Genomic DNA, 12,884 nt, shown 5'->3' with positions numbered 1-12,884 from the left:
TCTGCCGGGCTACGTGAGACATGCGCCTGCGCAACGCCTAGCGGCTCAGCGTAATCGCCAGATAAGCCACATAAAGCGCACCGCACACGAGCAGCGCCCACACCGGCGCGCCGCGCTCGCGCGCGTTGATCCGCAGCCAAGCCGCCGCGGCTAGCGTGATGACGATGCCCGTGACAACCTCGATTCGCGGCGTCCACGGCGTCAGAAGGATGCCGATCGCCGGCAGCAACGTGCCCTGAAACACCATTGCACCGGTGATGTTGCCGAACGCCAGCGTGTCCTTGCCGCGGCGAATCCACAGGATGCTGTTCACCTTCTCCGGCAGTTCGGTAGCGATCGGGATGATCAGCAGGGAGAGCAGCAGCGGCGAGACGCCGAACGCCTCGGACACGCCCCGAACGCCGTGGATGAAACCTTCGGCGCCCCAAACCAGCAAGGCGACCGCGAGCACGAGCTGAACAGCGATCGTCGCCAGGTTCGTCGAGACGCCGAGGCGCGCGAGCATCATCTTGCCCGGCGCCTCCGTGCCGTGACCGGCATCCACGAGACTGTTCGACGCACGGAAAGTCGCCACCACATAGGCGACGTAGACGCCCACGAGCGCAATGCTGAACAGCGCGCGGACGATTCTTTGTTCGTGCGGCACATACATGGCCGCAGCCGCCAGCAGGAACGCGAAAAGAAAATAGTTGAGGTCACGCGTGAAGCCCGAGCGTTCCGGTGCGACGCGTCCGCCGATGCCGCGTGAACGCAGAACCGCGAGCGTCATAAGGAAGGTGGACAGCGTGGAAAGCATCAGCGGCGCGCCGAGGATCGCGCCGACACCGATTTCCTCATTGACGGCATGATCAGCCGTGCCGCCGATGATTGCGATCAGCGGCACCAAGGTCTCCGGCAACGCAGTGCCGACCGCCGCAAACAGCGAGCCGGTGACGCCTTCCGAGATTTTGAGGCGCTCGCCGAGATGTTCGAGCGCGTTGGTGAAAAGCTCGGCCGCCACCAGAATGACGACCAGCATGACAGCCAGTTCGATGATAAGACCGGTCATGCACGGCTCCCGTCGACGGGAAGCGCGCGGCACGGCGCATGGTGCAGGAGGAAATTGGGTAGGGGACAACGTGATTTCACAGCGGCTCCGCGGTCGGACGTTAGACGAACCAATGACGCACCGCCACCCGTCCGACCAGAACGAAGCAGTGCGCCAATGGTCTCGCCAAACCGACCCGGTCGAACGCGCCATGACCAGTCAGGTCAAGTATGTTGACGCGCTCTCCTTCATGCGATGCGTGAAGGAAGGCTACTCCCCAGTGACCGGGGGATTCTAGCGGGAGTGAGCACAACGGACAAGCCTGGGTATGGGGCGCCGAATGGCGCGGCATTGAGGGCGCGGGAAATAAAAAAGGGCTTAGGCGTTGTTTGCCTAAACCCTTGATTCCGAGCCAATGTTATTGGCGCGCCCGGCTGGGATCGAACCAGCAACCCCTGCCTTCGGAGGGCAGTACTCTATCCATTGAGCTACGGGCGCTTTGACACAAGAAACGCGAAAGCGCGGCAAACTGAGCGGATGCGGCGCCAAAGCAAGACCGAAAGGATACCCGGTTTCCGCCATACCGTCCACCGGACGGCCTTCGGGCCCGTTTCCCGTGGTTTCGCGCACCTTTGCAGGACTTCGCGCGATGCGGGTAAACGCCTGCTGAACAGCACGCCGCGGCCCTCGCCGCCGCAGAAAGCTTGCGTCTATAATCGTCCGTGGCCGATCAAGAACAAGAAGTTGCCGTCGCGCTGTACCGCTCACATACCCACGGAGACGAGACAAGCATGAGCGAAGCACCACACGGAGCCCCGATCAAAACCCCAGGACAGCTCATCGCCGCGGTCATCGCCGGGTTTGCTGTGCCGATCATCATCATCGTTCTGCTGGCCTATTACGTCGACAATTCGACGCGCACGGGCGCTGGCACCGACAGTCTCTCCCAAGCCGAGGTCAGTGCCCGCATCAAGCCTATCGCTCAGGTCGACATTCGCGACGCCAACGCGCCGCGCGTCTATAAGACCGGCGAAGAAGTCTACAAGGCGGTCTGCTCGACCTGTCACGCGTCCGGCGCGGCAGGCGCACCCAAGTTCACCAATACTGCCGACTGGGCACCACGCATCTCGCAAGGCTTCGACACGCTGCTGCATACGGCGCTCGCCGGTAAAGGCGCGATGCCGCCACGCGGCGGCACGAGCCCGGACGATTACAGCGACTTCGAAATCGCCCGCGCGGTGACCTACATGGCGAACAATTCGGGCGCAAGCTTCGCTGAACCGGCGCAACCGGCATCGGGCGCGGCGGCCGCGTCCGGCGCGGCGGCCGCTTCTGTCGCGGCCGGCGCTTCCGGTGCAACAGCTGCCGCCGGCGCTTCCGACGCGGGCGCGGCACAAGCCGCCGCCGCAGTGGCGGCAATGGCGAGCGTCCCGCAAGCTGCGGCTCCGGCATCCGGCGCCACGCAAAGCGCGGATGCATCGCAAGCGGGCAAGGCCCTGTACCAGCAGGTGTGCCAGGCATGTCATGCTGCCGGCGTGCTCAACGCGCCGAAGTTCGGGGACAAGGAAGCGTGGGCGGCGCGCCTGAAAGAGCCGATGGACACCGTCTACAACTATGCGCTGCACGGCAAGGGCGCGATGCCGCCCAAAGGCGGCTCGAACGCCTCGGACGCCGACGTAAAGGCCGCCGTCGACTACATGGTCAGTGCCGCGAAGTGACGGGAAGTAACACGAAGTAGCGCGCATTAGTCGCGCATTAATCGCGCGCAAAGACAATTGCGCGCCGCTTGCCCGACAACTCGATCCCTGCACCGCAACCACGCGGGCAGGGATTTTTTATGCTCGACGGATTCTCGCGCGCGCGTGCCGCCTTATTGCTCGCCGACGGGACGAGCGAAGGCATCGACAAACGAGAGCGCCGGCGTCCTGCGCGCAAGCTCGGTGAAACGCGCGTGCAATTCCGCCGGCGGAAGCCACGGATAACTCAAGCCTTCCTGCAACGCGTCGAGCAACGCGCCATCTGCATCGGGCACGACGTCCATGCGTGCGATGTGAATATGAAAGCGGCTGACAGCGGGCGTCTTATCGAAAGTCCAGCAATAGACGCCGTGGCCCACGCGCAATGCGCCGGCGGCCGGTTCACGCATCAGCACGAGCCACGGCAGCGCATCGATCACACCGTCGCGCACGTTCAGCGAGTCGCACAAGTAATACGTGCGGCACCGCGTGTAGGTCGCGCCGAAATCGGTGACGAGCGTCTTCGTGATCGCGTCTATGCCGACCGTGCGCGCGGGGAAGGTGATTGTCGACGTCGCAAGAGAAATGGTGAGCTCGGCGTCGGGAGCAAAAGCATCCGGCATGCGTTGCGCGCGCGTGTTGTCTTTCGCGTCGATGTAGGCTTCGAGGGCGCGAGTGTATGGCGCGAGCGTCGGCGAGGTCATGCGGCGGTCTCCAGTTGACAGGCTCGAAGGTGCGCAAAGGTACGCGAAGGTACATGACCATGCGACCGAGCAGCCGCGCCACTGTAGCGCGGCTTTCCACAAAAACCGGTGAAGCACCTGAGGTTAGCGGGGTCTTGCCACGCACGCGCTAACCACGGCATTCAAGGCTTCTGCAGCAGCGCCTTGAGACTCGCGAGCCGGTCTTTCGGCGACATCGGCGCCTCTTCGGGCGTCGGCGGCGGCGCGTCGTCGAGCAGCATCTCGGGAATGAATCGCGACGGCTCGCAAACCACCGTCTCCCGTGCGCGCTTGCGCTTTTTGCACCAGTTCAGATGCAGACTGCGTTGCGCGCGCGTGATCGCGACATACATCAGACGGCGCTCTTCCTCGATGCGCGCGTCGTCGATCGGCTCGTCGTCCGCGCCGCCTCTATGCGGCATGATTCCTTCTTCGACGCCCACCAGAAACACGTGCGGATACTCGAGCCCCTTCGACGCGTGCACGGTTGAGAGCCGCACCGCGTCCGGGTCTTCCTCGCGGCCTTCGAGCATCGACATCAGCGCGACCGTCTGGATGAGGCCGAGCAGGTTCTTGCCCGTGTCGCCAAAGCCGTCCGCCGTGTCGTAGCCGGTTGCCTCCTGGTTGCCCGAGCCAGCGGATTCATCCGAGCCTTGGGGCTCCGCCTTCGTGCCCTTGCGCTTCAACCATTCGATGAACTCCAGAACGTTTTGCCACTTGGATTGCGCCTGACGTTCATCGAATGCGTCGTACAGATACGCTTCGTAGTGGATCGCGTCCATCAACTCGTCGAGCAGCGTGCCGGCCGCGTCCTTTTCGGCGCGGTCGGTGAGGCGCTGCATGAAGTCGCAGAACACGCGCATCGGTTCGATCTGACGCGGCGACAAGCGCGCTTCAATGCCGCCCATATACACCGCCTCGAACAGCGACACCTTCGCTTGACCCGCGAACGAGCCGAGTGCTTCGAGCGTCGTGTTACCGACCCCGCGACGCGGCGTGGTGATCGCGCGGATGAACGCGGGGTCGTCGTTAGCGTTCGCAATCAGCCGCAGATACGCGCAAATGTCCTTGATTTCGGCTTTATCGAAGAATGACTGGCCGCCGGACAGCACATACGGAATCCGCTCGCGGCGCAGCACCTGTTCGAAAATGCGCGCCTGAAAGTTGCCGCGATAGAGAATTGCGTAGTCGCGAAAATTCGCACGGCGCTCGAACTTGTGCGCGGACAGACGAAACACTACGGACTCGGCTTCGTGCTCTTCGTCGTTGCACGGCGTGACGGTGATCGAATCCCCCATGCCGTGCTCGGACCACAGTTTCTTTTCGAAGAGCTTCGGGTTATTCGCGATCACGTTGTTGGCGGCGGTCAGAATGCGCACCGTCGAACGATAGTTCTGCTCGAGCTTGATCACATGCAGCTTCGGGAAATCCTTGCCGAGCTGCGCAAGGTTCTCGAGCGTCGCGCCGCGCCAGCCGTAAATGGCCTGATCGTCGTCGCCCACCGCCGTGAATGCCGCGCGCGGGCCGGCCAGTTGCTTGAGCAATTCATACTGGCAGGCGTTGGTGTCCTGATATTCGTCGATCAGCAGATAACGCAGCTTGTTTTGCCAGCGGTCGCGCACCTGCTCGTTGCTCGCGAAGAGTTCGGCGGGCAGGCGGATCAGATCGTCGAAATCGACCGCCTGGTACGCGTGCAGCGTCGCCACATAGTTGCGATAGACGATCGCCGCCTGGTGCTCGTCTTCATTCGCGGCGATCGCGATCGCCTGTTCGGGCATGATGAGCCCGTTCTTCCACAGCGAAATGATCGATTGGATCTTGCGGATAAAGCCCTTGTCCGTCGAGCCGACCTGCTCCTGGATCATGCCGAAGCAGTCGTCGGAATCCATGATCGAGAATTGCGGCTTTAGGCCGACGTGTTCCGCTTCCTGCCGCAGAATCTGCACGCCGAGCGAGTGAAACGTGCACACCGTCAACTGATTGACGGGCACTTTGCGGCCTTCCTTGCCGGGCGTGGTCAGCGTCTTGCCTTCGAGCAGTTTCCCCACGCGCTCGCGCATTTCCGCCGCGGCTTTATTCGTGAACGTGACCGCTGCGATGTGGCGCGGCTCGAAGCCCTTTGCCTCGATCAGGTGCGCGATTTTCTGCGTGATCACGCGCGTCTTGCCGCTCCCTGCGCCGGCGAGTACGAGACACGGCCCGTCAAGGTAACGGACCGCTTCATTTTGAGCGGGATTCAGGCCTGCGGACATCGTCTGTGGATGGGGTAGTGCGGGTTGAAAAGCGGCTGTTCAGACGGAGCACTCGGACGCGCCGTTTGATAGCGGCGCTTGAGGCGCCGCAGCGCAGTATTGCCGGTCGCGAAGCCGGCGCATGCCGCGCGGCGCGCGCTCAGGGAATGCATGCCACGCGTTGCGAGGCTCGCCCGGCGCGCCTCGGTTGGCGCGAGAGGAGCGATGTTAACACGGATGAAATCGGCGGATAGATTCGCTCGACGAATCCTGCGGATGAACCGGCGCCCACCGCTTTGGGAAAAATGTCAGAGCTTCGGCGCCTGGCCTGCCGGCGCAATCCCGGTCCCGGCCATGCCACAATGACGGCGTTGCGCGCCGCCGCCGCGGTGGCAAAGCGGCGCGCCGTTTTTGCAGGAAGACACGCATGTCCGCATCGCTGAAAATTGGATTGATGGGTTACGGATTCGCAGGCGCGACGTTTCATGCACCGGTGATCGAGCACTGCGGCCGCGCCAGCGTCGCCGCCATCGCGACCGGCAGACCCGAGACCGCGCTCGCCGACTATCCGCACGCGAAAGTGGTGGCCGATCTCGACGCGTTGCTCGCGCTCCCGGAGATCGACTGCGTGGTTATCGCCACGCCGAACGACACGCACTTCGATCTCGCGCGCCGTACGCTCGAAGCAGGCAAGCATGTGGTGGTCGACAAGCCGGTTACGCTGAGCGCCGCCGACGCTCGCACGCTCGCCAACATTGCACTCGCGCGGGGCAAGCTGTTCGTGCCGTTTCACAACCGTCGCTGGGACGGCGATTTCATGACCGTCCGCGATCTGCTCGCAAGCGGCGAGTTGGGACGCCTCACGCACTATGAATCGCATTTCGACCGGTTCCGGCCCGAAGTGCGTCAGCGTTGGCGCGAGGAAGCGTCGCGCGGCGGCGGGCTGCTGTTCGATCTCGGACCGCACCTGATCGACCAGGCGCTGGCAGTGTTCGGCGCGCCGCAGACCGTGTCCGCGACCGTTCGCACACATCGCGATGACGCGAGCGCGCCTGACTACGTGCATATCCAGTTGGGCTACGGCGGGTTCGAAGTCGTGTTGCACGCCAGCGCGCTGACGGCGATCGTCGCGCCGCGGTTCGCCATTCACGGCACGCGCGGCAGTTACGTGAAGTACGGTCTCGACACGCAGGAAGACCAGTTGAAAGCCGGCTTGCGTCCGGGCGACGAGGGCTTCGCGGCCGGCAATGCCGCCGGCACGTTGCGCGTGCTGGAGGGCGACCGCGAAGTGGAGCGCGAATTGCCGACGCGCAATGGCGATTATGCGGGCTTCTACATCGCGCTCGCCGAGGCGATCCAGCACGGCGTGAAATTTCCGGTGAGCTCGCAAGATGCCGTCGACGTGATGACCATCATCGAACTGGCGGCGCGCAGTTCCGACGAAGGCGTCCGCCTGCCATTCCAGCGGGTTCGTTGACCGGCGTTACAGGCTATTCAGGTGTTGCCGGCGCGGCGCAAAGTGCCGCGCCGGCAATGCTGACAAAGCGGAAAGCAATATAACGTTACAAAAGAGCGGGCCGTCCGGGTCAGCGCTCGTCTGCCGTGATCCGTTGCTACGCCTGTAGCAACGCAAAACCACAACGACTTCACGGAGAGTTCATGTCACGTCCCATCCGCGCCCTCGCCGCATGCGCATTACTGAGTTCGCTCGCCGCCTGTGTGGTAGCACCGCACACCGAGCCGGCGCCGCGCCCAAGCCCGCAACAGATCGCCGATAAACGCCTGCATCAGGTCGACGGCCGCATCGACAATCTGAGCCGCCGTATCGACAATCGCGTCAATCAAGGCTACTACCCGCCGCCGCAAGGCGATGCATTGCATCATCGGCTGGATGTGATCCGGCGCGAGGCGCACGAAATGGCCGGGCAACATGGCGGCGGCTTATCCCCCGACGAACAGCGCGTGCTGAACCAGGAACTGGACGGCGCGGCGCATGCGATCGGAGAGTAAGGGCGAATAAGGACGAATCAGGGCGAACGAGGACGAATGACGGCGAATAAACCGTCCATTTGACAAGCCTCCGGCCCTCGCGTACATTCGCCGCACGCGTCGGGAGAGCGCGCGGGCCGCTGATTTTCGCAGGCCGCGCCGCCGAAGGGGCACACCCGCAAACTCTCAGGCAAAAGGACCGAACGCGTCGAAAGACCGGCCGCCACGTAACACACGCAACATCAAGGCGCCGTTTTTCGCACTCTGGAGAGCGGCAGTAGCCGTCTGCATCGCAATGTCGTGCAGATCCGGCAAGCTGCCCACCGAAGGGGCGCGCGTTCCGCCGTGACGAATCAACGTCGCCGCGGCAGCGCAATCTCTCAGGTATCGAGGACAGAGGGGCCATGCAGAACCACGCTCGCAGCCAGCAGGCCGCGAGGCGCGGCTCTGCATGGCCTTTTTTGTTTCGCGAGACGCCCGAGGCCCCATGACCGAACTCAAACACACTCCGCTCAACGCCACCCATCGCGCGCTCAACGCTCGCATGGTCGATTTCGGCGGCTGGGACATGCCCGTCAACTACGGCTCGCAGATCGACGAACACCGCGCCGTGCGTACCGACGCCGGCATGTTCGACGTCTCGCACATGTGCGTCATCGACTTCACCGGGGAACGCGTGCGCGGGTTCTTCGAGCATGCGCTCGCCAACAACGTCGCGAAGCTGCAAACGCCTGGGCGCGCGCTGTACTCGTGCCTGCTGAACGCGGACGGCGGCGTAATCGACGACCTGATCGTCTATTACTTCGGCGAAGATCATTTCCGCGTGGTGGTCAACGCGGGCACCGCCGACAAAGACATCGCGTGGTTCAAGCAGCTCAACGAAGGCGGCTTTGGTCTGACCATCACGCCGCGCCGCGATCTCGCGATCGTCGCCGTGCAAGGTCCGAACGCGCGTGAGAAGGTTTGGCAAACCGTCCCGGCCATCCGCTCTGCCACCGAAACACTCAAGCCCTTTAACGCCGCGCGCGTCGAATCGACACCGTTCGGCGAATTGACCGTTGCACGCACCGGGTACACCGGCGAAGACGGCTTCGAGATCATCGTCCCGGCCGATCACGTCGTCGCGTTGTGGAACGCGCTCCAAGCACAGGGCGTGCGCCCGGCGGGTCTCGGCGCGCGCGACACGCTGCGTCTCGAAGCCGGCATGAACCTGTACGGCCAGGATATGGACGACAACATCTCGCCGCTCGACGCCGGTCTCGCCTGGACCGTCGACCTGACCTCCGCGCGCGACTTCGTCGGCAGGAGCCGGCTGGAAGCGGACGGCTCGTGCGCGGCGTTCGTCGGTCTGATCCTGCTGAAGGAGAACGGCAAGGCCGCAGGCGTGCTGCGCGCGCATCAGAAGGTCGTCACGCCGCACGGCGAAGGCGAAATCACCAGCGGCACCTTCTCCCCGACCATGCAGGAATCCATCGCCTTCGCACGGGTGCCGAAAGGCGTGCAACCGGGCGACACGGTTCATGTTCAGATTCGTGACAAATCCGTGCCCGCAAGCGTGGTAAAACTGCCGTTCGTGCGCAACGGCAAAGTACTCGCAGTGAGTTGAACCATTGTTAGCAGTCGGCGCGTGCGTCCTTTTCCCAGTTTTTAGTCCATATCGAATCACACCGCATAGGAGCATCCGATGAGCATCCCGGCCGATCTGAAATACACCGAATCGCACGAGTGGGTCCGCACCGAGGCGGACGGCACGCTGACGGTCGGCATCACCGACCACGCGCAGGAAGCGCTCGGCGACATCGTCTTCTTCGAAGTACAGGAACTGGGCAAGACCGTCACGGCCGGCGATACCGTCGCCGTGATCGAATCGGTCAAAGCCGCTTCGGATATTTACGCGCCGGTTTCCGGCGAAATTATCGAAGCGAACACCGCCGTTGCCGACACGCCCGATTCGGTCAACAGCGCCCCGTATGAAAGCTGGCTCTTCAAGATCAAGCCGGCCTCGGACGCAGCGCAGGATCGTTTGATCGACGCGGACGCGTACTCGAAGTCGATCGGCGCCTGATTCACTTTTATATAACCCGACAGGTGCGGCGCGTCCCTCGCGAAACACACGGGACCGCGCCCTGAAGAAAATCCCTTTTGGGATGCTCCTTCAGAAGACCTTGCGCACAGCGCCAGGTTTGGAACGGTCCAGCACGGACAGCCGCACCGCCAGGAACACCATGAAGCTCGAACACCCGGATCGTCTGATGAACCGCACTCCTCTCTCGCTCGCCGCGCTCGAAGTGCATGACGCCTTCGCTGAACGGCATATCGGCCCGGATGCGGCCGACCAGGAAGCGATGCTCGAAGCCTTGGGCTTCGCGTCGCGCGCCGCGCTGATCGACGCCGTCATTCCAAAGACGATCCGCCGCACCGAACCGCTGCCGCTCGGCCCCTTCGCACAGCCTAAGAGCGAAGCAGAAGCGCTCGCCGCGCTGCGCGAACTCGCGGACAAGAACCAGGTGTTCCGCTCGTACATCGGGCAGGGTTACTACAACGCCCACACGCCGACGGTGATCCTGCGTAACGTGCTCGAGAATCCCGCGTGGTACACGGCGTACACGCCGTATCAGCCGGAAATCTCGCAGGGCCGCCTCGAAGCGCTGTTGAACTTCCAGCAAATGATCGTCGATCTGACAGGTCTCGCGATCTCGAACGCGTCGCTGCTCGACGAAGCCACCGCCGCAGCTGAAGCAATGACGCTGCTGCAACGCGTGGGCAAGCCGAAGTCGAACGTATTCTTCGTCGCCGACGACGTGCTGCCGCAAACCATTGAAGTGGTGAAAACGCGCGCCACGCCGGTCGGCATCGAAGTGAAAGTGGGCCCCGCAGCGGAAGCCGCGAACGCAAATGCATTTGGCGTGCTGCTGCAATACCCGGGCGTAAACGGCGACGTGCGGGACTATCGCGCGCTGACCGAGGCGATCCACGCAGCGGGCGGCCACGTGGTGGTCGCCGCCGACCTGCTCGCGCTGACCGTGCTTACGCCGCCGGGCGAGTGGGGCGCGGACGTGGCCGTCGGCAACACGCAGCGCTTCGGCGTTCCGGTCGGCTTCGGCGGCCCGCATGCGGCCTACCTCGCCGTGCGCGACGAATTCAAGCGCCAGATGCCGGGCCGTCTCGTCGGTGTGACCGTCGACGCGCAAGGCAATCCCGCGCTGCGTCTCGCGCTGCAAACGCGCGAACAGCACATTCGCCGCGAGAAAGCGACGTCGAACGTATGTACGGCGCAAGCGCTGCTCGCGATCATGGCCAGCATGTATGCGGTGTACCACGGCCCGCGCGGTCTCAAGACAATCGCGTTGCGCGTGAACCGCATCGCCTCGTTGCTCGCGGAAGGCGCGAAGCAGCTTGGCTACACGCTCGTCAACGAAACGTTCTTCGATACGCTCACGTTCGACACCGGCGCACGCACGCAAGCGTTGCACGACGCGGCCAAAGCGAAGCGCATCAATCTGCGCCGCGTGAGCGACACGCAAGTCGGTGTGTCGATCGACGAAACGACATCGCGCCGCGATCTTGGCGATCTGCTGGCTGTGTTCGCCCAAGCCGCGGGTGCGAAAGACGCGCCGCAAGTCGACACGCTCGACGCCGCAATCACGGCATCCAGCACGGCCTCGGTGCCGGCCGCGCTCGAACGCACGAGCGCGTATCTCACGCATCACGTATTCAACCGTCATCATTCGGAAACGGAAATGCTGCGCTATCTGCGCAGCTTGTCGGATAAGGATCTCGCGCTCGACCGGTCGATGATCCCGCTCGGTTCGTGCACGATGAAGCTGAACGCGACGTCGGAAATGCTGCCGGTCACGTGGCCCGAATTCGGCCAGATTCATCCGTTCGCACCGGCTGAGCAAACCGTCGGCTACCGCGAAATGATCGATCAGCTCGAAGAAATGCTGGTCGCCGCAACCGGCTACGCAGCGGTTTCACTGCAACCGAACGCGGGCTCGCAAGGTGAATACGCCGGCCTGTTGATCATCCACGCATATCACGCGTCGCGCGGCGAAGCGCATCGCAACGTCTGCCTGATTCCCGCTTCGGCGCACGGCACCAACCCGGCGTCGGCGCAAATGGCCGGCATGCAGGTCGTGGTCGTCGCGTGCGACGCGCAAGGCAATGTCGACGTCGAAGATCTGAAGAAGAAGGCCGACCAGCACGCCGACAAGCTCGCGGCGATCATGATCACGTATCCATCCACGCATGGCGTGTTCGAACAGAACGTCCGCGAAATTTGCGAGATCGTGCATGCGCGCGGCGGTCAGGTCTATGTGGACGGCGCGAACATGAACGCGATGGTCGGCTTGACCGCGCCGGGCCAGTTCGGCGGCGACGTCTCGCACCTGAATCTGCACAAGACCTTCTGCATTCCGCACGGCGGCGGCGGACCGGGCGTCGGTCCGGTTGCGGTCGGCGCGCATCTCGCGCCGTTCCTGCCGAACCAGATTTCGTCGGGCTACGAACGCGCGCTCAACGGTATTGGCGCAGTGTCGGGCGCACCGTACGGCTCGGCGTCGATCCTGCCGATCTCGTGGATGTACATCGCGATGATGGGCGCGAAAAACCTCACCGCCGCGACCGAGACCGCGATCCTCAATGCGAACTACGTCGCGAAGAAACTCGCGCCGCACTATCCGGTGCTGTACTCGGGCCCGGGCGGACTCGTCGCGCATGAGTGCATTCTGGATCTGCGTCCGATCAAGGAAACCAGCGGCATCACTGTGGACGACGTCGCGAAGCGCCTCGCCGACTACGGCTTCCATGCGCCCACCATGAGCTTTCCGGTGCCGGGCACGCTGATGGTCGAGCCGACCGAATCGGAATCGAAGGAAGAACTCGACCGGTTCATCGAAGCGATGATCGCGATCCGTAACGAAATTCGCGCTGTGGAAGAAGGCCGCTCGGACCGGGAAGACAATCCGCTGAAGCACGCCCCACACACGGCTGCAGTCGTCATCGCGGACGAGTGGAAGCATGCGTATGCGCGCGAAACCGCCGCCTATCCGCTGCCCACGCTGATCGCGAAGAAGTACTGGCCGCCGGTCGGCCGCGCGGACAACGTCTATGGCGATCGCAACCTGTTCTGCTCGTGCGTGCCGGTTGCGGATTACGAGTAACACCCGGCCGTCGCCGC

Annotated in this window: 9 protein-coding genes, 1 tRNA gene and 3 riboswitches; of the genes, 6 read left to right on the top strand and 4 right to left on the bottom strand. The window is 63.6% G+C overall.

Annotation, left to right across the window (positions count from 1 at the left end):
• Window positions 1–37: 37 nt before the first annotated feature.
• Entirely contained in the window at window positions 38–1,048 is a 1,011-nt protein-coding gene (locus J2W46_RS18650; RefSeq protein ID WP_204522569.1) for a sodium:calcium antiporter, read from the bottom strand.
• An 89-nt stretch (window positions 1,049–1,137) separates the two neighbouring features.
• Window positions 1,138–1,318, bottom strand: a riboswitch (yybP-ykoY riboswitch).
• Between the two features lie 131 nt (window positions 1,319–1,449).
• Window positions 1,450–1,525, bottom strand: a tRNA-Arg gene (locus J2W46_RS18645).
• A gap of 293 nt (window positions 1,526–1,818) precedes the next feature.
• On the opposite strand from J2W46_RS18645, the gene J2W46_RS18640 reads away from it, so the two are divergent.
• Window positions 1,819–2,745, top strand: coding sequence for a c-type cytochrome (locus J2W46_RS18640; protein ID WP_310066013.1), 927 nt, complete (start codon window positions 1,819–1,821; stop codon window positions 2,743–2,745).
• Window positions 2,746–2,897: 152 nt separating this feature from the next.
• Here the strand turns inward: J2W46_RS18640 and J2W46_RS18635 are convergent, their stop codons facing one another.
• Together J2W46_RS18635 and J2W46_RS18630 are read right to left on the bottom strand one after the other, a co-directional pair.
• Entirely contained in the window at window positions 2,898–3,467 is a 570-nt protein-coding gene (locus J2W46_RS18635) for a hypothetical protein (protein ID WP_310355424.1), read from the bottom strand.
• 161 nt (window positions 3,468–3,628) lie between these two features.
• Window positions 3,629–5,737, bottom strand: coding sequence for a UvrD-helicase domain-containing protein (locus tag J2W46_RS18630; RefSeq protein ID WP_020067448.1), 2,109 nt, complete (start codon window positions 5,735–5,737; stop codon window positions 3,629–3,631).
• Window positions 5,738–6,143: 406 nt separating this feature from the next.
• Between J2W46_RS18630 and J2W46_RS18625 the strand changes: the two genes are divergently transcribed.
• The 5 genes from J2W46_RS18625 (at window position 6,144) to gcvP (ending at window position 12,867) form a co-directional block, all read left to right on the top strand.
• Window positions 6,144–7,193 carry an oxidoreductase gene (locus J2W46_RS18625; protein ID WP_310355422.1) on the top strand — a complete coding sequence of 350 codons (1,050 nt, stop codon included), beginning with the start codon at window positions 6,144–6,146 and terminating at the stop codon, window positions 7,191–7,193.
• A gap of 182 nt (window positions 7,194–7,375) precedes the next feature.
• Window positions 7,376–7,726, top strand: a complete 351-nt coding sequence (locus tag J2W46_RS18620; RefSeq protein WP_310355420.1) for a hypothetical protein — start codon at window positions 7,376–7,378, stop codon at window positions 7,724–7,726.
• A gap of 91 nt (window positions 7,727–7,817) precedes the next feature.
• Window positions 7,818–7,917, top strand: a riboswitch (glycine riboswitch).
• A 42-nt stretch (window positions 7,918–7,959) separates the two neighbouring features.
• Window positions 7,960–8,112: riboswitch (glycine riboswitch) on the top strand.
• Between the two features lie 80 nt (window positions 8,113–8,192).
• On the top strand, window positions 8,193–9,311 hold the full coding sequence (gene gcvT / locus J2W46_RS18615; RefSeq protein ID WP_310355419.1) for a glycine cleavage system aminomethyltransferase GcvT: 1,119 nt from the start codon (window positions 8,193–8,195) through the stop codon (window positions 9,309–9,311).
• 78 nt (window positions 9,312–9,389) lie between these two features.
• Window positions 9,390–9,770 carry a glycine cleavage system protein GcvH gene (gene gcvH, locus J2W46_RS18610; protein ID WP_020067442.1) on the top strand — a complete coding sequence of 127 codons (381 nt, stop codon included), beginning with the start codon at window positions 9,390–9,392 and terminating at the stop codon, window positions 9,768–9,770.
• Window positions 9,771–9,930: 160 nt separating this feature from the next.
• Window positions 9,931–12,867, top strand: coding sequence for an aminomethyl-transferring glycine dehydrogenase (gcvP, locus tag J2W46_RS18605; RefSeq protein WP_310355417.1), 2,937 nt, complete (start codon window positions 9,931–9,933; stop codon window positions 12,865–12,867).
• The last annotated feature ends 17 nt before the right edge of the window (window positions 12,868–12,884 follow it).

The sequence above is a fragment of the Paraburkholderia strydomiana genome, from assembly GCF_031456815.1.
In the GTDB taxonomy this organism is placed as follows: domain Bacteria; phylum Pseudomonadota; class Gammaproteobacteria; order Burkholderiales; family Burkholderiaceae; genus Paraburkholderia; species Paraburkholderia caledonica.
The sequence above is the reverse complement of the archived record's forward strand: the minus strand, read 5'-3'. Positions and strand labels throughout refer to the sequence as shown.